Below are 16,255 nucleotides of genomic sequence, written 5' to 3'. Positions count from 1 at the left end.
TGACTCGCTCATCGCAAGTTTCCATCTTGAAGTATGCGGATCATTTTGACCCGCGTGCGGACTGCGCGCCAGACTTGTTTTGACGTACCGGCAGATTTTCCAGGTTGTGTTGCGCGCGGACTTCTAGTGGCCGGTCGGTGCGCCCAGGGTCACGAAGCGCAGCGGCGGCGATGGCCGCGGACGCAGCCGCTCGCCCTTCGCCCATATCCACAAGGCTTCCCAGTGGATCGCCCACATCACGCCCAGCGTCATCATCGGATGGGCGATCCAGGCGCCCAGCAGGTTCGCGTCGGTCAACTCGCGCCGGCGCGCATGGAAGCCGGCGGACAGGATCGTGCCTTCCGCATCGTCCACCTCGATGGCCACCCCGACCGAATCACCAGGCGGCGCGACCTTGAACCGGTAGGTCAGCTCCATGTCCATGAACGGCGAGACGTAGAACTGCTTGTCGCACTGCTGGCGGACCAGTCCGCCGTCGCCGGCCGCGGCGATCAGATAAGCGTGGCGCTCGCCGAAAGTGTTGTTCACTTCGTACAGCACCGCGCTCAGCGCCCCGTCCGCGTCGTGGCAGAAATACACGCTCAGCGGGTTGAACGCCCCGCCAAGAATTCGCGGCATGCACAGCAGGCGGATCGGTCCGCCATGTGGCAGGCCCGCCCGGGACAGCATCTCCTCGACCTGCGCCTTCAGCGGCCCCGCGCCCTTGCTCAGGTGGTCGCCGGGATGGAAGCTCGTCAGCGCCAGGCGGCGAAGGGCGAACAGCTTCAAGCGCGCCGCCAGGCCGTCCATCTCTTCCAGGTCCAGCAGCAGCATGAAGATGCGGTAGCGCAGTCGATGGCGCCGCGGCCGGCGGCGCGCATGGGTGACGACGCCCGCATAGAGACCGGACGCCGGGCCGCTCATCCCGCCCGCCGTTGGGGCTGCTCGTTCAGGTGAATGCGCCCGGACTCGTCCTCGACGCTCCAGGGCCGCTGCGCTCCGCCCAGCGCCTCGGCGACCGCCAGGCCCGACTGCAGAGCGTCCTCGTGGAAGCCGTGGCCGAAGTACGATCCGCAGAACCAGGTCCGCCGCCGCCCCTGCAACGACCAAAGTTCGCGCTGCGCGGCAATCGCCCCGGCGTCAAACTGCGGATGGCTGTAGGAATCGGCCCAGAGGATCGACTCCAGTGCGATTTCCCGCGTCGGATTGAGCGTCACGAACAGGTCCTGCGGGCAGCGCAGCGACTGCAGCCGGTTCATCCAGTAGGTGACGCAGCCCTGCGTCGGGTCATCCCGCCGCCCGATGTGGTTCCAGCTCGTCCACGCCGCCCGCCGCACCGGCATCAGACTGGCGTCGGTATGCAGCACCGCCAAGTTCTGGCTGTAGCGGAAGGCCGAGAGCAGGCGCCGCTCCTCGGCGTCAGGGTCGGCCAGCAGCCCCAGCGCCGTATCGCCATGAGTCGCGATCACCACCTGGTCGAACCGCTCGGCGCGCCCGTCAGCGCCGCGGATCTCCACGCCATCGGCGTCGCGGCGCACCATCGCCACCGGGCTTGAGAGACGCAGCGTCCCGCGGAACGCCGCCGCCAGCTTGCCGACATAGGCCTGGCTGCCGCCGCTGACCGTGCGCCAGGTCCCGCGCCCGAACACGCTCATCATCCCGTGGTTCTGGAAAAATCGGATCAGCGCGGCGGCCGGGTACTCGCGGATCGTCCGCAAGGGCGTCGACCAGATCGCCGCGGCCTGCGGCAACAGGTGATCGTCGCGAAACGCCTGACAGTAACCGCGCTGCTCCAGATAGTCCTCCAGCGAGGTGAGCGGCGCCTCGAGCTGCGCCAGGTCCTTGGGGCCTTCCCGATAGAACCGCGTCACGTCCCTCAGCATGGCCCAATAGCGCAGGCTGAACAGGTTGCTGGCCTGCGCGAACAGCGCGCCGGACGAATATTCGAACTCCCCGTCGTCCAACGACACGCTCAGCGCCATGTCCGCCGGCCGGCTCTCGACGCCGAGGTGCTCCAGCAAAGCGGTGAAATTCGGATAGTTCGGCTCGTTGTAGACGATGAAGCCGGTGTCCACGGCCACCGGCCGCCCGCCCGCCTGCACCGCGATGGTGTTGGCGTGGCCGCCCAGCCGCTCCTCGTCTTCGAACAGCGTGACCTCATGGTGCTGGCTAAGCAGCCAGGCCGCCGAAAGCCCTGCGACGCCCCCGCCGATCACGGCGACCTTCAATGGCGGATGTGAGGTCAAGGGGTGCTCCACGCTGTGCTTAGAACTCGTGGATGCAGTTACGGGTCCGCCGTGCCCGCGGATGCAAAGGCGCATCCAAACCGCGCGCCCAGCCGTATCTCCTCCGACGCCGACGCCAGGGAAACGCCGATGAGCCTGCTCGCCTCCACTCTCCACGCCTTCGAAGGCGCGCCGCTGCCCGACGCGGTGCGCCGCGCAGCCATCGGCCTGCTGGTCAGCGGCGCACGCCGCAATCTGGAGAGCGCGCCGGCCCAGGCCGCGGCCCAGTTCGCGCGGGAGATGGACGCCCGGCCCATCGCCGAGCATGTGGAGGCCGCCAACGCCCAGCACTACGAACTGCCCGCCGCCTTCTTCCAGGCGGTGCTCGGACCGCAGCTCAAATATTCATCCGCCTACTATCCGGCGGGCGTGAACACCCTGGCCGCAGCCGAGGAAGCCGCCCTCTCGGAGACCGCGGCACATGCCGACCTGCACGATGGCCAAGCCATCCTGGAGCTGGGCTGCGGCTGGGGATCGCTCTCGCTCTGGATGGCGCGCGCCCTGCCGAACGCCCGCATCGTCTCGGTGTCCAACTCAGCCAGTCAGGGCGACTTCATCCGCGCCAGGGCCCAGGAGCGCGGCCTCACAAATCTGACGGTCGTAACGGCCGACATGAATGACTTCGCACCCCCGCATTCGGACTTCGACCGCATCGTCTCGGTCGAGATGTTCGAGCACATGGCCAACTGGCGCGCCCTGTTTTCGCGGGCCAGGACCTGGCTGAAGGACGACGGCAAGCTCTTCCTGCACGTCTTCACCCACCGCGCCACGCCCTACCGGTTCGATGTGAACGACGAGGCCGACTGGATCGCGCAGCATTTCTTCACCGGCGGGGTGATGCCCAGCCACGACCTGGCGGGCCAGTTTCCGGATCTCTTCCAGGTCGAGGCAGACTGGCGCTGGAGCGGCGCGCACTACGCCCGCACGGCCCGCGACTGGCTGGCCAACTACGACCGCAACGGCGCGGCCATCCGGCCGATCCTGGCCCAGACCTATGGCGACGACGCGATCCTCTGGGGACGACGCTGGCGGCTGTTCTTCCTGGCGACCGCCGGCCTGTTCGGCCATCGCGGCGGCAGCGAGTGGGGCGTCAGCCACTATCTGATGGCGCCCGCGCGATGATCCGCCTCGCCGCCGCCTACCTCGCCGCCGGCCTCGCCGCCGGCCTCGCCTTCGCGATCATCGACGCGATCTGGCTGACCCAAATCGGGCCGCGGCTCTATCGCCCCGCCCTCGACGCCGTGCTGGCCGACCGCTTCAACCTGCCCGCCGCGGTCGCCTTCTATCTGATCTACATCGCCGGGATCATCGCCCTGGCCGTGCTGCCGGCGGCGCGCGAGGGCGCCGGCCTCTCCAAGGCGGCGCTGAACGGCGCGATGCTCGGCTTCGTCGCCTATGCGACCTACGACCTCACCAACCAGGCGACGCTCAAGGTCTGGTCCCTGAAGATCACCTTGGCGGACATCGCCTGGGGTACGTTCCTCACCGCCTGCGCCGCCTCCGCAGGCTATGTCGCCTGGCGCTTCGTGGCCGCGCGCGACTGATCCGATCCATGTTCGGATTTCGCGCGCCGTTGTCGGCGGCGTCGAGCCATGTGATGGTAGGTTTCCGAAACGGAAGCGGCCCATTCCGCATCGCATATTTCGCTTTGCGGCCGCCGGGGAAACACCGTCGCGGATCATAGAAAAGAGCGCTGCGCGGACCGCGTCCGGCCGCCGGCGTCGGGAGGATTTGATGGAAGATTTGAAAGAGCGCACCAACCTGGAAGACGTCCTGAACGCAGCGGCGGCGACCGGCATGACCACCGCCGTCTGGGCCAAGCTCCAGCCCGACAAGCCCGCGGTGATCAATCCTGACGGAACCGCGCGGACCTTCGCCCAGGTGAACGCGGCGGCCAACAAGCTGACCCGGCTCTTCCGTCAGCACGGCCTGAAGGCCGGCGACTCCCTGGCCATCGTCTGCTCCAACCGCGCCGAGTTCATCGAGGTCCAGGCCGCGACCCTGCGCTCGGGCCTGCGCATCACCCCGGTCAACTGGCACCTGACCACCGACGAGATCGCCTACATCATCAACGACTGCGAAGCGAAGGTGCTGGTCGGCGAGGCGCGCGTCGCCTCCGTCGCACCCGCCGCAGAGCAGTGCCCCAACGTGGTCCTCAAGCTGGCCGTCGGCGGCGATATCCCCGGCTTCCAGAGCTATGACGACGCCATCGCGCCGCTGGACGGCTCGGACATCGACGATCCGGTGCTCGGCAACCAGATGATGTACACCTCGGGCACCACCGGCCGCCCGAAGGGCGTGTTCCGCGAGGCCCCGACCATCACGCCACAGGCGATGTACGGCCTGCGCGGCTATGACGACGATTCGATCCAGCTCTGCGCCGGCCCGGCCTATCACGCCGCCCCGCTGGCCTTCGACGTGCGCGCCGCGATGGGCGCGGGCGCGCCGCTCTACTTCATCGACAAGTGGGATTCCGAACTGGTCCTGCGGACCATCTCGGAGAAGAAGGTCACCCACCTGCACCTCGTGCCGATCATGTTCCAGCGCCTGCTGGCGCTGCCCGAAGAGGTCCGCGCCCGCTACCCGATCGACCATGTGAAATACATCGTCCACGGCGCGGCGCCCTGCCCGCCCGAGGTCAAGCAGGCGATGATCGAGTGGTTCGGCCCGGTGCTCTCGGAGTACTACGCCGGCTCCGAAGGCGGCGCGGGCTTTACGATCTCGTCCGAGGAGTGGCTCAAGAAGCCCGGCAGCGTCGGCAAGCGCCCGGCCCTGCTCCAGGTCCGCATCCTCGACGAAGAAGGCAATGAGTGCCCCCCCGGCGTGCCCGGCGGCATCTATCATCAGCTGCCCCCCGGCGGCGGCTTCACCTATTTCAAGGACCAGGCGAAGACCAACGCCAACCGCGTCGGCGACTTCTTCACCATGGGCGACGTCGGCTATTTCGACGAGGACGACTACCTGTTCCTCACCGGCCGCAACGCCGAGACGATCATCTCCGGCGGCGTGAACATCTACCCGCAGGAAGTCGACAACGAGCTCATCAAGCATGACGCCGTCGCCGACAGCGCCACGGTCGGCGTGCCGCACGACGAGTGGGGCGAGCAGGTCAAGGCGGTGATCCTGCTGAACCCGGGCTTCGAACCCTCCGAGGAACTGGCCCAGGAAATCCTGGACTTCGGCCGCAAGGCCCTGCCGGCCTTCAAGGTCCCGCGCAGCCTCGACTTCGTGACCCAGCTGCCGCGCTCCGAAGCCGGCAAGATCCAGCGCAACAAGGTCCGCGCCCCCTATTGGGAAGGCCGCACGCGCCAGATCTGAGCCCAAAGCTCACGGACGGGCGGCGGTAAAATCGTTTGCCGCCGCCTATCCGCCCCTGCAGCCTGCCCTCCGATGACCGACGATCAGCAGGCCCTGCTCGACCAACTTAAAGCCGCGCTCGCCGCCGACCCGCGCATTCGCTCGGCCTGGCTCTCGGGCAGCTTCGGCAAAGGCGAAAGCGACGCCTGGAGCGACATCGACCTGACCGTCGTCGTCGCCCCCGACGATCTCGCGGCCTGCCTGCGCGGCTGCGCCGACGGCGCTATCGCCCTCCCGGTCACCGTCTTTTCGCATCTCGTGCACGGGCGCATCTTCTCCGGAATCACGCCGGCCTGGAGCCGCTTCGACCTGGCGTTCGTGACCCCGGCCGAGTTCGCAACCCAGGACGGTTCAGGCTTGGTCCACTTATCCGGTGAGATCGACGCCCCTCCGGCGCGCCCGGCCGACCGCGACCCCGGCGCGGCCGGCCGCATCTCCCGCCTCGTCCACGAGTTCCTGCGCGTGCTCGGCCTCTCGACTGTCTGCGTCGGCCGCGAGGAGTGGCTGGTGGGCCAGCAGGGCGTCGAACTGCTGCGCGGCATGCTGGTCGAACTGATGCTGGAGGCGAACGACATGCCTCGCTCGGCCCGCGGCGCCAAGCGGCTGAACGGCTTCCTGACGCTCGACCAGCGCGCCGCGCTCGAGGCCCTGCCCGTCCCCGCCGCGGGGCGTGCGGCCCTGCTGACGGCCCAGGGTGAGATCGCACGGCTGTTCCTTGCCAACGCCCGCCCGCTGACCCAGCGCCTCGGGGGCGCCTGGCCCGAGGCGTTCGAAGCCGCCACGCGCGCGCACCTGCGCCGCGAACTCGGGCTTGAGATCTAGCCGAGCGTCGCCAGGCCGCCCAGATCGACACGCCGCGTATCGGCTCGCGACCACCATTACCAATAGCGACGACCGTTACTCAGATTACGCCGGTATATAATATCGATACTTCGGAAATTGCAGAATTTCTGCAAAATAAGTCCCCCTTTGAGCTCAATCTACATTTTGGCGTTATTCCACCGTTAACCGAAACGACGCCGTCATTCATGACGAGTTGGGTCCCGAGCCCGCCCTGGCGCGAGCGCCGGGCGCCTGGGGCCCGGTCCCGGAGGCGTCGGGGGGCGCCCCGGGACCATTTCGTTTCAGGCGAAACGTTCCGAAAACAAGCGTGTTTGGCCTAGACTCCCGACGCGTGCCATTTAGCGCGCCGCTTCGTTACGCGAGATCTCGCCCATGCCGATCCCCTTCATCGACCTGCAATCCCAACGCGCCCGCCTGGGCCAGCCGCTCGAGGATGCGATCCTCAAGGTCGTGCGCTCGGGGGCCTACATCATGGGGCCGGAGATCGCGCAGTTTGAGAAGGAGCTCGGCGCCTTCGGCCAGGCCCCCTACGTGCTCTCCTGCGGCTCGGGCACCGAGGCGCTGCAACTGCCGCTGATGGCCTGGGGCGTCGGCCCTGGCGACGCGGTGTTCTGCCCCTCCTTCACCTTCGCCGCGACGGCCGAAGTGATGCCCCTGGTCGGCGCCTCGCCGGTGTTCGTCGACATTCTGCCGGGCACCTACAACCTCGATCCCGACGCCCTCGACGCCGCCATCGAAGCGGTGAAGGCGGACGGCAAGCTGACCCCCAAGGCGGTCATCGCCGTCGACCTGTTCGGCCAGCCGGCCGACTATCCGGCCATCGCCGCGGTCGCCCGCAAGCATGGCCTGAAACTGATCGCGGACAGCGCCCAGGGCTTCGGCTGCACTCTGAACGGCCAGCACCCGATCCACTGGGCCGACGTCACGACCACCAGCTTCTTCCCCGCCAAGCCGCTGGGCTGCTACGGCGACGGCGGAGCGGTGCTGTGCAAGGACGAGCGCCTGCACGACCTGCTGGTCTCGCTGCGCGTCCATGGCCAGGCGGTGAAGTCCGACCTCGAAGGCAAGACCTTCGACCACGACCCCAAATACCTGAACCTGCGCGTCGGCATGAACAGCCGGATGGACACCATCCAGGCCGCGGTGCTGCTGCAGAAGCTGACCATCTTCGCCGACGAGATCGAGGCCCGGAACCGCGTCGCCGACCGTTACGCCGCCGGCCTCTCCGACGTCGTCGCCACGCCCAAGGTCATCGACGGCGGCGTCAGCGTCTGGGCGCAGTACACGATCGAGACCGATGACCGCGACGGCCTGGTCGCCCACCTGAAGAGCCAGGACGTGCCAAGCGCCGTCTACTATCCGATCCCGATCCACCGCCAGGACGTCTATTCGGTCTATCCGGCGCCCGGCGGCCTGCCGGTCACCGACGCCAAGGCCAAGGTGGTGATGAGCCTGCCGATGCACCCTTATCTGACGCAGGACGATCAGGACCGCGTCATCGCCGCGATCCGCGCCTTCGTGAAGCGCAACGCCTGAGGCGTGGGGGACGGCGGACGCGGCCGAGACCGCATCCGCCTCCTGGAGGGCCCGACCCGCCTCCCCCGAAGCTGGTCGCACGCCTCGCTCCCGTCCACGGCTTTGCGCCGTGGCTCGCCAAGGGAGAGGGGACGATTTCCCTGGCGAAACTTCGAACCCGGCGGCGCCGCTGGGTGGAGCTGCGACGCCGGGCCCGCGGACTCGCCCGCGGCCTGCTCGCCGCGGTCGGTTCGTGGATGTGCGGGCAAGGCGGACGCACCGCGCGCCGCAAGGCTCCAGCCCGGCTTTGCGCCAGATGGCCAGGGCGAGCCCCGAGTCGCATGACGCAAATGGACTAGGCTTCGGGCTAGGCCGCGAACTCGCGCAGGATGTCGTCCCAGTGCTTCAGGGCCAGGTAGTGGCCGACGCCGGGCATGACGTGCACCTCGGCGACGCGGTCGCCCAGGAAGTCCAGCAACGGCTGCAGCGGCGCGAGCCGATCCTGCTCGCCGTGCCAGACGGTCAGCCGCGCCTTCAGGCCGTCGATGCTCATGTTGCGGCCTCTGCGGAACGCCCGCAGTTCGTCGGCCGGTCCGCGGCTGGAATGCGCCAGCGCCTCGCCCATGTACGCGGCCACATAGTTCGCGATCTCAGGATGGGCGGTGACATAGGCCGCATCCCCAGGCGCCTGGCCGCTCGAGGTCTGCATCACCCGCAGCAGCATGGCCGGCGACAACCGCAGGCGCAGGACCGCCAGGAAGGTCTCCACCATCCACGGATTGGCCTCAATCCGGCTTCGGATCAGGGTCAGCGGATTGCGCACGCGATCGACGTGCAGCCGTGGCGGACGGCCGGAATAGAGGTGCACGCGCTCGACCCGCTCGCCCAGCGCGATGGCGGTCTGCAGCGCCGAGGGCGCGCCCGACAGCACCGCGGCGATCTGCAGCCGCGCCAGGCCGATCTGGTCGCAAAGCTCGACCATGTCGCGGGCGACCCCGTCGAAGCTGTAGTCGGGCCGCGGGTCCGATCGCCCGAAGCCGGGCCGCTCCGCGCAGACGATCCGCAGGCCCAGCCGCCGCGCCGCCGCGTCGGTGCCGGGAGGCAGCAGGCTCGATCCCAACCCCTCGTGGAAGGTCAGCACCGCACGCCCGGCCAGATCGCCATACTCGCGATAGGCCAGCCGCCGGCCGTCGCTCAAGGTCACGGCCAGCACAGGCGGCGCCTGGGCGATAGCCTCCTCCTGGGCGCGGATCGGATCGCTGGCGTCGATCAGTCCGGCCAGGGCCGACAGCTCAGTCAACGCCCGGATCAGGTCGCTCTGGCGCTTCAGGCCCATCTTGTCGAAGATCGCGCGCAGCTGGTTGCGCACGGTGTTGACGCTCACCGACAGCTCGTCCGACGCCTCCTGCAGCGAACGCCCGTCCCGCAGCTTGCGCGCCAGCCGCACCTCCGCCGGCGTCAGGCCGAAACTGTCCGACAGCGACGCCCACAGCCGGCCGGCCTCGCTGGCGGCCGGGAACACCAGGGCATAGGCCTCCCCCTCCTGCTTCAACGCCGGCAGGTCGGCCAGGCCGGGCAACGCGCGCGCCGGCGCCACATAGGCGAAGCTGGGGCCGTCCTCCTGGCTGCGCTCCAGCTTGACGATCACCTGGCCGCGCTGGCCGCGCGCCCGGGTCATCGCCGCGGCCAGCGCCTCGGCGTTGTCGGGATTGGCGAACGCGACCGGCTGGCCGATCTCCAGCCCGCCGACCGCTGCGCCAAGGGCCGCGGTCGCCGCGGCGTTGTGCGCCAGCACCCTGCCGCGCGGGGTCAGCAGCAGCCAGCCCATGTCCACCCGTCCCGCCGGCGGCGGGCCCTCGTCGGGGCGGCTCGCCAGCCGGGCGATTTCCTCGCTCAGCGCCAGCCCCCGCAGCAGGTCAGGCCCTGGCTCGCGGCCCAGACCATCCTCGTCCAGGACGTCGATCAGCCGCTCCCAGGCCTCGGGATTGGCCGCGACCTGGTACATGGTCTCGATGACAAGCCGCGCGTGGTCCGGCGGCGAAGCGGAGTGCGCGAGTTCCTGACTGCCGAGCAGGGTCATTAGGATTAACGCCGCGGTCCATGGGAAGACGTGCCGATCTGGCACATAGGAACGGTAGAGCCTGGAGCTCTGCAAGCGCCGCGCCGCCCATCGCCTGTCACGTGCTCGTGTCAGCCTGGATCGTGGCGCGCCGGGCTCGCTTCGGAGGCGACGCTTTCCCTTGCGTCGGCCCCCTGGTCTTGGCTAGCGTCCTCAAACAATTGTTTAAGTCATTTGGAGGAAACACATGAAGGCTGCGGTCTATTACGAGAACGGCGGTCCCGAAGTCCTGAAGTACGAGGACTTCCCCGATCCGGCGCTGCACCCCAAGGGCGTGATCATCAAGGTCGAGGCCATCGCCATCGAAGGCGGCGACGTCCTCAGCCGCTTCGGCGGCAAGCTGATGACCAACCCGCATGTGGTCGGCTACCAGGCCGCCGGCGAAATTATCGCCGTGGGCGCCGAGGTCACGCACCTCAAGGTCGGCCAGAAGGTCGCCACCGTGAACAACTGGGGCAGCCACGCCGAGCTGCGTTCCGTGCCCGCCCGCAACTGCTGGCCGATCCCCGACGACTTCGACGTCAAGAAGGCCGCCGCGATTCCGGTCACCTTCGGCACCGCCGACGACTGCCTGTTCGACGCCGCCAACCTCAAGGCCGGCGAAACCGTGCTGGTCCAGGCCGGCGCCTCTGGCGTGGGCGTGGCCGCGATCCAGCTGGCCAAGCGCGCCGGCGCCACCGTGCTCGCCACGGCGTCCTCGGACGAACGCCTGGAACGCCTCAAGCCGCTCGGCCTCGACCACGGCATCAACTACGCCCGCGAGGACGTGGTGAAGGAGGTCATGCGCCTCACCGACAAGAAGGGCGCGGACGTGATCGTCGACTCGGTCGGCGGCCCCACCCTTCAAGGCTCGATCAACGCCCTGGCCTATCGCGGCCGCGTCTCGATGGTCGGCGCCGCCGGCCGCGAGCCGATGGTCGTCGACGTCGGCGCCATGATGGGCGGCAACCGGCAGCTGCGCGGCGTCTTCCTGGGCGCCGAGATCATGACCGACCGGGCGCACGACAACATCCAGCGCCTGATGGAGGAAGCCGCTCGCGGCGAGCTGGAAGTCGTCATCGACAAGGTCTTCCCGCTGTCGGACGCCGCCGGCGCCCACGCCTACATCGAAAGCCGCGCCGCCGTCGGCCGCGTGGTCCTGGTTCCCTAAGCCAGTCCAGACAGGGGTCATCCCGGAAGGCGCGGAGCGCTTGTCCGGGATGACACTCTAGTTCCCTCACGGAGAGCCCCATGCCCCGCGCGAAAAACGGCCTGGTCGAACTCGAGTACGAATCCTTCGGCTCGGACGCCGCCCCGACGATCCTGCTGATCAACGGCCTAGGCTCGCAGATGACCCGCTGGCCCGCCGACTTCTGCGGCAAGCTCGCGGCCCGCGGCTTTCGCGTCATCCGTTTCGACAATCGTGACGCCGGTCTCTCCACCTGGTTCAAGCCGGGCGAGAGCTACGCCCTCTCCGATATGGCCGCGGACGCCGTCGCCGTGCTCGACGCCGCCGGCGTCGACAAGGCCCACGTAGCCGGCGTCTCCATGGGCGGCATGATCACCCAACTGGTCGCCATCGAGCATCCAGGCCGCGTCCTCTCGATCACCTCGATCATGTCGGCCAGCGGCGCCCCGGGCACCCTCGATCCGACGCCGGAGGCCGGCGCCGTGCTCAACACCGCCCCGCCGAACCCCCAGGCCGACTTCGAGGCCTTCCTCGACTTCGCGGTCCGCAACGGCGAGACCATCGGCAGTCCCGGCTATCCCTGGCCGCCCGGAGCCCTGCGCGAACGCGCGGCGGCCGAGTACGCCCGCGCCTTCAACCCGACCGGCTCGGCCCGCCAGATGGGCGCCATCCGCGCCGACGGCGACCGCACCCAACGCCTCGCCAACCTGAACATTCCCGCCGTCGTCCTGCACGGCGCCGCCGACCCGCTGGTCAAGCCGTTTGGCGGCGAAGCCACGGCCGCGGCGATCCCCGGCGCCGAGCTGCGCATCGTGCCCGGCATGGGCCACGACCTGCCGCCCGCCCTGCACGACCTCTTCATCGACGCCATCACCGCCGCCGTCGCGCGCGCCTGAATTTCGCAAGTAAGGAACACCTCATGGGACGTCTCTCCGGCAAGTCCGCCGTCATCACCGGCGCCGGTTCCGGCATCGGCCGCGCCGCCTCTCTGCTGTTCGCGGCCGAAGGCGCCAGCCTGGTCATCGCCGACAAGACCGACGGCGCCGTCGAGACCGCCCGCCTGGTGAGCGAAGCCGGCGGCAAGGCCATCGCCCTGACCGGCGACGCCGGCGACGAGGCCTTCGTCGAGAGCCTGGTGGCCAAGGCCGTGGCTGACTACGGCGGCCTCGACGTGGCCTGGGCCAACGCCGGCATTTCGGGCGGCTGGACCGGCTTCGACGAGCAGGACGGCGCCTTCTGGGCGGAGATCCTGCGCGTCAACCTGATCGGGGCCTTCCTGCTGGTGAAGCACGCCTCGCGCGTCATGATCCCCAAGGAAAAGGGTTCGATCATCTGCACCGCCTCGGTCGCGGGCATCCGCTCGGGCGCCGGCGGCTCGCCGTACTCGGCGTCGAAGGCGGGCGTCATCAATCTCGCCCAGACCTCGGCCAACGAGTTCTACGGCACCGGCGTGCGCGTCAACGCCATCTGCCCGGGCCTGATCGAGACCGGCATGACCCAGGCGATCTTCGACGGCGCCCGCGCCCGCGGCAACGAGGACAAGATCGGCCAGCTGAACCCGATGACCCGCGGCGGCGTGCCCATCGAGATCGCCAATGCGGCCCTGTTCCTGGCCTCGGACGAAAGCTCCTACGTCAACGGCCAGGCCATCGTCGTCGACGGCGGCTTGTCGTCCTCGCATCCGGTGGTGCGTCGCAAGAAATGATCTACCTGCTGCGTCACGGCCAGACCGACTACAACCGCGACGGCCGTCTCCAGGGCCAGACCGACTCCCAGCTCACCTCGCTGGGCATGGCCCAGGTCCAGGCCATGGCCAACGTCCTGGCCGAGCAGATCGGCGACGTGGAGGGCTGGCGCATCCTCGCCAGCCCTCTGCGCCGCACCCGCCAGTCGGCGGCCATCGTCGCGCGCACCCTGCGCCTGCCGGTGGAGATCGACCCTGCACTGATCGAGGTCGGCTGCGGCTCGTGGGAGAACCGCATGTACGCGGACCTGCGTCAGGAACACCCGGAGACCTTCGCCGGCCGCGAATGGGTCTTCGGCAGCCCGGACGGCGAGCGGTTCGAGGACGTGGACGCCCGCGTCCGCCCCTGGCTCGCCACCCTGCCGCCCGAGCCCGAGCGCAAGGTGATCGCCGTCAGCCACGGCATCGCCGGCGTGCTGATGCGCGGCGCCTATCAAGGCCTCTCGCGCCAGGCGACCATGGAACAGGACACGCCGCAGGACGCGCTCTTCCGCCTCTGGGGCGGGAACGTCGAGCGCCTGGCCTGCGCTCCGGTCGCCGCATGATCTACCTCGTCCGTCACGGACAGACGCACTTCAACGCCGAACGCCGCCAGCAGGGCCACATGGATTCCCCGCTGACGGCGCTCGGTCGCGCGCAGGCCGCCGCGGCCGGCAGGTTGCTGCGGGATCTGATCGGAAAACCTGACGGTTGGCGGCTGATCGCCAGCCCCTTGGGCCGCGCCCAGGACACCGCCGGCGTCATCGGCCAGGCGCTGGGCCTGCCCATCGAAACCGACCCGCGTGTGATCGAGGTTTCGTTCGGCGAGTGGGACGGGCGCCTGCGCGACGAACTGGCCGCCGAGCATCCGGAGACCTTCGGCCGCGGCGACTGGCAGTTCGCCGCGCCCGGCGGCGAGAGCTTCGAGTCTGTCGAGGCCCGCGTCAGCGCGTGGCTGGCAGGCCTGCCGCCCGAACCCGAGCGCAAGGTGATCGTGGTCAGCCACGGCGGCTCGGGCCGCGTGGTGCGCGGCGCCTATCTGGGCCTGTCGCGCGCGGAGACCTGGGCGCAGGACGTGCCCCAGGACGCCGTTTTCCGGCTCGCTAGTGGAGCAGTCGAGAGAATCGACTGCGAAGTCGCGGCTCAAACGTAGTCCGCCGGCTCAGCACCACCAGACCCAGCGCGGCCACCGCGCCCAGGAGGAAGGCTCCGGCCACCGCGCCCGACAGCGCCGCCGGCCCCAGGTGCAGGGGTGGACGGTCCATCCAGCGCACAACGGTTCCGGTCGGTTCTTCGTCAAGCACGTCGTCGTAGTAGTCGCTCATCGGCTGGGCTCCGGTGTCTGCGCAGGCCTAACCCCTGTGGACGATGCAGGTTCCGGCCCCGCTGGCGTTCAAACGCCTCTAAGGTTAGAAGCCGCGCACTGACCTTTAGAGAGACACATGGCCGGACATTCCAAGTTCAAGAACATCATGCACCGTAAGGGCCGCGCAGACGCGGCGCGGTCCAAGCTGTTCTCCAAGCTGTCACGTGAAATCACCGTCGCCGCCAAGTCGGGCATGCCCGACCCGGCGATGAACCCCCGCCTTCGCCTCGCCGTCACCAATGCGCGCGCCGAGTCCATGCCCAAGGACAATATCGAGCGCGCCATCAAGAAGGGCGCGGGCGGCGACGGGGAGAACTACGAGGAAGTCCGCTACGAAGGCTTCGGCCCCGGCGGCGTCAACATCATCGTCGAAGGCCTGACCGACAACCGCAACCGCGCGGCCTCGAACATCCGCACGATCTTCTCGAAGAACGGCGGCAACCTCGGCGCCTCGGGCTCGGTGTCGTTCCAGTTCGACCGCCTGGGCGAACTGACCTACCCGGCCAAGGTCGGCTCGGAAGACAAGGTCATGGAGGCGGCCATCGAGGCCGGCGCCCAGGACGTCGAGTCCGACGAAGAGAGCCACGTCGTCTACACCGCCTTCGAGGACTTCGCCGAAGTGGCGAGCGCCTTGGAGGCCGTGCTCGGCGAAGCCAAGACCAGCAAGATCGTCTGGCGTCCCAAGACCTTCGTCGCCGTCACCGGCGACGCCGTCCCGACGCTGCTGAAGCTGATCGACGCCCTCGACGACGACGACGACGTCCAGAACGTCTACGGCGACTACGAGATCTCCGACGAGGACATGGAGAAGTTCGGCTAAGCCGAACCTCTCCGCCTGCGCCTTTAGGGGTCGGTGGTCTTACTGACCACCACCCCGACGCCGGCCCCCACGGCCGCGCCCACCGGCCCGCCCACGATCAGGCCGGCCGCCGCGCCGGTCGCGGCCCTCTGCTCGACATTGTGCCCGCAGGCCGCCAGACCCAGCGCCATGCCGGCCGCTGTCAGAACCAGAACTATTTTCCGCACGATTTCTCACCCCCTGCCGATCGCGCCGAAGCGCGGCTATGCGCCTCTTCCATAAGAAGAAATTGGCTACTTTGCGGCGCGCCTGCGGACGCCGGGAAGCTTAACCGGAATTCGCGCGTTCTGGGGTGATGAACTGGGCGATCGAATATCTGCTGCCGCTCGCCGGCGCCGTGGCCGCGGGCGGCCTGATCGGCTTCGAGCGCGAGTACCGCGGCCGTCCCGCCGGCGTACGCACCCACATCCTGCTGTGCCTGGCCTCGGCCCTGCTGATGCTGGCGGCGGTGCATCAGGTGCGCTGGATGGCCGGCACCCCCGACGACATCATCCGCATCGATCCGGTTCGGATGGCGCACGGCGTCCTGACCGGGATCGGCTTCCTCTGCGGCGGCGTGATCTTCAAGGAGGGCTTCTCGGTCCGCGGCCTGACCAGCGCCGCCTCGCTCTGGACCACCGCCGCCCTCGGCGTGCTCTACGGGATCAGCTTCTTCAGCCTGGCGATCGGCGGCACGCTGGTGACCCTGTTCGTGCTGGTCGGCTTCCGTCTGCTTGAAATCCGCCTACCGCAGTACCGCCACATCGACCTGACCATCCGTTACTCGGCGAGCGACTTCGCCACCGAGTCGGAGTTGGTCGCATGGCTTGCCCGATATGGCCTCAGGCCCGACGTGATCACACACCGGCTGCTGGCGGACCATGGCGGCGTTGAGTTCGCGGCCACCTTCCGCAGGCGCGGCCCGGTACCGGGCGAGGCGATCGCCGCCGACCTCTGCGCCGACCCGCGCGTCATGGCGTTCGAGCTGTCGCCCCGGCACGAGTGAGCCTCGACCGCGGGTTTCACCCGATGTCCGAAACCCGACCAACAAGCTCCGCATTG

Annotated in this window: 17 protein-coding genes; 12 read left to right on the top strand and 5 right to left on the bottom strand. The window is 68.9% G+C overall.

Annotation, left to right across the window (positions count from 1 at the left end):
- Nucleotides 1-123: 123 nt before the first annotated feature.
- Together ASC79_RS15135 and ASC79_RS15130 are read right to left on the bottom strand one after the other, a co-directional pair.
- On the bottom strand, nt 124-903 hold the full coding sequence (locus ASC79_RS15135) for a DUF1365 domain-containing protein (RefSeq protein WP_056022800.1): 780 nt from the start codon (nt 901-903) through the stop codon (nt 124-126).
- Nucleotides 900-2,225, bottom strand: a complete 1,326-nt coding sequence (locus tag ASC79_RS15130; protein ID WP_056022804.1) for an NAD(P)/FAD-dependent oxidoreductase — start codon at nt 2,223-2,225, stop codon at nt 900-902. Before ASC79_RS15130 ends, ASC79_RS15135 begins: the two co-directional genes overlap by 4 nt.
- A 129-nt stretch (nt 2,226-2,354) precedes the next feature.
- On the opposite strand from ASC79_RS15130, the gene ASC79_RS15125 reads away from it, so the two are divergent.
- The 5 genes from ASC79_RS15125 (at nt 2,355) to ASC79_RS15105 (ending at nt 8,000) form a co-directional block, all read left to right on the top strand.
- Entirely contained in the window at nt 2,355-3,386 is a 1,032-nt protein-coding gene (locus ASC79_RS15125; RefSeq protein ID WP_056022807.1) for a cyclopropane-fatty-acyl-phospholipid synthase family protein, read from the top strand.
- The gene (locus tag ASC79_RS15120; RefSeq protein ID WP_056022810.1) at nt 3,383-3,808 is read left to right on the top strand and encodes a DUF2177 family protein; all 426 of its coding nucleotides are present in this window, start codon (nt 3,383-3,385) and stop codon (nt 3,806-3,808) included. The genes ASC79_RS15125 and ASC79_RS15120 overlap by 4 nt, the downstream gene beginning before the upstream one ends.
- Nucleotides 3,809-3,998: 190 nt before the next feature.
- Nucleotides 3,999-5,582, top strand: a complete 1,584-nt coding sequence (locus ASC79_RS15115; protein ID WP_056022813.1) for an AMP-binding protein — start codon at nt 3,999-4,001, stop codon at nt 5,580-5,582.
- 72 nt (nt 5,583-5,654) lie between these two features.
- Nucleotides 5,655-6,443 carry a nucleotidyltransferase domain-containing protein gene (locus tag ASC79_RS15110; protein ID WP_056022816.1) on the top strand — a complete coding sequence of 263 codons (789 nt, stop codon included), beginning with the start codon at nt 5,655-5,657 and terminating at the stop codon, nt 6,441-6,443.
- A 393-nt stretch (nt 6,444-6,836) separates the two neighbouring features.
- Nucleotides 6,837-8,000 (top strand): DegT/DnrJ/EryC1/StrS aminotransferase family protein, encoded by a 1,164-nt coding sequence (locus ASC79_RS15105; protein ID WP_056022819.1) that lies wholly within the window; start codon nt 6,837-6,839, stop codon nt 7,998-8,000.
- A 346-nt stretch (nt 8,001-8,346) separates the two neighbouring features.
- Here ASC79_RS15105 and ASC79_RS15100 read toward each other — a convergent pair whose 3' ends face one another.
- The gene (locus ASC79_RS15100; protein ID WP_056022822.1) at nt 8,347-10,059 is read right to left on the bottom strand and encodes an alpha/beta fold hydrolase; all 1,713 of its coding nucleotides are present in this window, start codon (nt 10,057-10,059) and stop codon (nt 8,347-8,349) included.
- A 226-nt stretch (nt 10,060-10,285) separates the two neighbouring features.
- Between ASC79_RS15100 and ASC79_RS15095 the strand changes: the two genes are divergently transcribed.
- The 5 genes from ASC79_RS15095 to ASC79_RS15075 all read left to right on the top strand — a co-directional run bounded on the left by ASC79_RS15095 (nt 10,286) and on the right by ASC79_RS15075 (nt 14,142).
- Nucleotides 10,286-11,248, top strand: coding sequence for a zinc-binding alcohol dehydrogenase family protein (locus ASC79_RS15095; RefSeq protein ID WP_056022824.1), 963 nt, complete (start codon nt 10,286-10,288; stop codon nt 11,246-11,248).
- 80 nt (nt 11,249-11,328) lie between these two features.
- Nucleotides 11,329-12,162: an alpha/beta fold hydrolase gene (locus ASC79_RS15090; protein WP_056022827.1), complete on the top strand. Its 834-nt coding sequence runs from the start codon at nt 11,329-11,331 to the stop codon at nt 12,160-12,162.
- A gap of 23 nt (nt 12,163-12,185) precedes the next feature.
- Nucleotides 12,186-12,971, top strand: a complete 786-nt coding sequence (locus ASC79_RS15085; protein ID WP_056022830.1) for an SDR family NAD(P)-dependent oxidoreductase — start codon at nt 12,186-12,188, stop codon at nt 12,969-12,971.
- Entirely contained in the window at nt 12,968-13,555 is a 588-nt protein-coding gene (locus ASC79_RS15080) for a histidine phosphatase family protein (protein WP_056022833.1), read from the top strand. Before ASC79_RS15085 ends, ASC79_RS15080 begins: the two co-directional genes overlap by 4 nt.
- Entirely contained in the window at nt 13,552-14,142 is a 591-nt protein-coding gene (locus ASC79_RS15075; protein ID WP_056022836.1) for a histidine phosphatase family protein, read from the top strand. Before ASC79_RS15080 ends, ASC79_RS15075 begins: the two co-directional genes overlap by 4 nt.
- Here ASC79_RS15075 and ASC79_RS21145 read toward each other — a convergent pair.
- Nucleotides 14,093-14,314, bottom strand: coding sequence for a hypothetical protein (locus ASC79_RS21145; RefSeq protein ID WP_156378399.1), 222 nt, complete (start codon nt 14,312-14,314; stop codon nt 14,093-14,095). The two genes, ASC79_RS15075 and ASC79_RS21145, sit on opposite strands and share 50 nt — an antisense overlap.
- Before the next feature lie 117 nt (nt 14,315-14,431).
- Here ASC79_RS21145 and ASC79_RS15070 point away from each other — a divergent pair, with 117 nt between their 5' ends.
- Nucleotides 14,432-15,175: a YebC/PmpR family DNA-binding transcriptional regulator gene (locus ASC79_RS15070; RefSeq protein WP_056022839.1), complete on the top strand. Its 744-nt coding sequence runs from the start codon at nt 14,432-14,434 to the stop codon at nt 15,173-15,175.
- 23 nt (nt 15,176-15,198) lie between these two features.
- Here the strand turns inward: ASC79_RS15070 and ASC79_RS21140 are convergent, their stop codons facing one another.
- Nucleotides 15,199-15,381 carry a hypothetical protein gene (locus tag ASC79_RS21140; protein ID WP_156378400.1) on the bottom strand — a complete coding sequence of 61 codons (183 nt, stop codon included), beginning with the start codon at nt 15,379-15,381 and terminating at the stop codon, nt 15,199-15,201.
- Nucleotides 15,382-15,509: 128 nt separating this feature from the next.
- On the opposite strand from ASC79_RS21140, the gene ASC79_RS15065 reads away from it, so the two are divergent.
- Nucleotides 15,510-16,199: an MgtC/SapB family protein gene (locus ASC79_RS15065; RefSeq protein WP_056022842.1), complete on the top strand. Its 690-nt coding sequence runs from the start codon at nt 15,510-15,512 to the stop codon at nt 16,197-16,199.
- The last annotated feature ends 56 nt before the right edge of the window (nt 16,200-16,255 follow it).

The organism is Phenylobacterium sp. Root1290, from assembly GCF_001425305.1.
Classification (GTDB): Bacteria; Pseudomonadota; Alphaproteobacteria; order Caulobacterales; family Caulobacteraceae; genus Phenylobacterium.
Note: the sequence above shows the minus strand (reverse complement) of the source record. Positions and strands in the feature narration are given on the sequence as shown.

Bases quoted from the DNA above. Each gene is read 5' to 3' on its own strand.
- ASC79_RS15080 (WP_056022833.1), top strand. From the start codon at position 12,968: ATGATCTACCTGCTGCGTCACGGCCAGACCGACTACAACCGCGACGGC.
- ASC79_RS15085 (WP_056022830.1), top strand. From the start codon at position 12,186: ATGGGACGTCTCTCCGGCAAGTCCGCCGTCATCACCGGCGCCGGTTCC.
- ASC79_RS15095 (WP_056022824.1), top strand. From the start codon at position 10,286: ATGAAGGCTGCGGTCTATTACGAGAACGGCGGTCCCGAAGTCCTGAAG.
- ASC79_RS15110 (WP_056022816.1), top strand. From the start codon at position 5,655: ATGACCGACGATCAGCAGGCCCTGCTCGACCAACTTAAAGCCGCGCTC.
- ASC79_RS15125 (WP_056022807.1), top strand. From the start codon at position 2,355: ATGAGCCTGCTCGCCTCCACTCTCCACGCCTTCGAAGGCGCGCCGCTG.
- ASC79_RS15115 (WP_056022813.1), top strand. From the start codon at position 3,999: ATGGAAGATTTGAAAGAGCGCACCAACCTGGAAGACGTCCTGAACGCA.
- ASC79_RS15105 (WP_056022819.1), top strand. From the start codon at position 6,837: ATGCCGATCCCCTTCATCGACCTGCAATCCCAACGCGCCCGCCTGGGC.
- ASC79_RS15100 (WP_056022822.1), bottom strand. From the start codon at position 10,059: ATGACCCTGCTCGGCAGTCAGGAACTCGCGCACTCCGCTTCGCCGCCG.
- ASC79_RS15090 (WP_056022827.1), top strand. From the start codon at position 11,329: ATGCCCCGCGCGAAAAACGGCCTGGTCGAACTCGAGTACGAATCCTTC.
- ASC79_RS15070 (WP_056022839.1), top strand. From the start codon at position 14,432: ATGGCCGGACATTCCAAGTTCAAGAACATCATGCACCGTAAGGGCCGC.
- ASC79_RS15120 (WP_056022810.1), top strand. From the start codon at position 3,383: ATGATCCGCCTCGCCGCCGCCTACCTCGCCGCCGGCCTCGCCGCCGGC.
- ASC79_RS15075 (WP_056022836.1), top strand. From the start codon at position 13,552: ATGATCTACCTCGTCCGTCACGGACAGACGCACTTCAACGCCGAACGC.
- ASC79_RS15065 (WP_056022842.1), top strand. From the start codon at position 15,510: ATGAACTGGGCGATCGAATATCTGCTGCCGCTCGCCGGCGCCGTGGCC.
- ASC79_RS21145 (WP_156378399.1), bottom strand. From the start codon at position 14,314: ATGAGCGACTACTACGACGACGTGCTTGACGAAGAACCGACCGGAACC.
- ASC79_RS15135 (WP_056022800.1), bottom strand. From the start codon at position 903: ATGAGCGGCCCGGCGTCCGGTCTCTATGCGGGCGTCGTCACCCATGCG.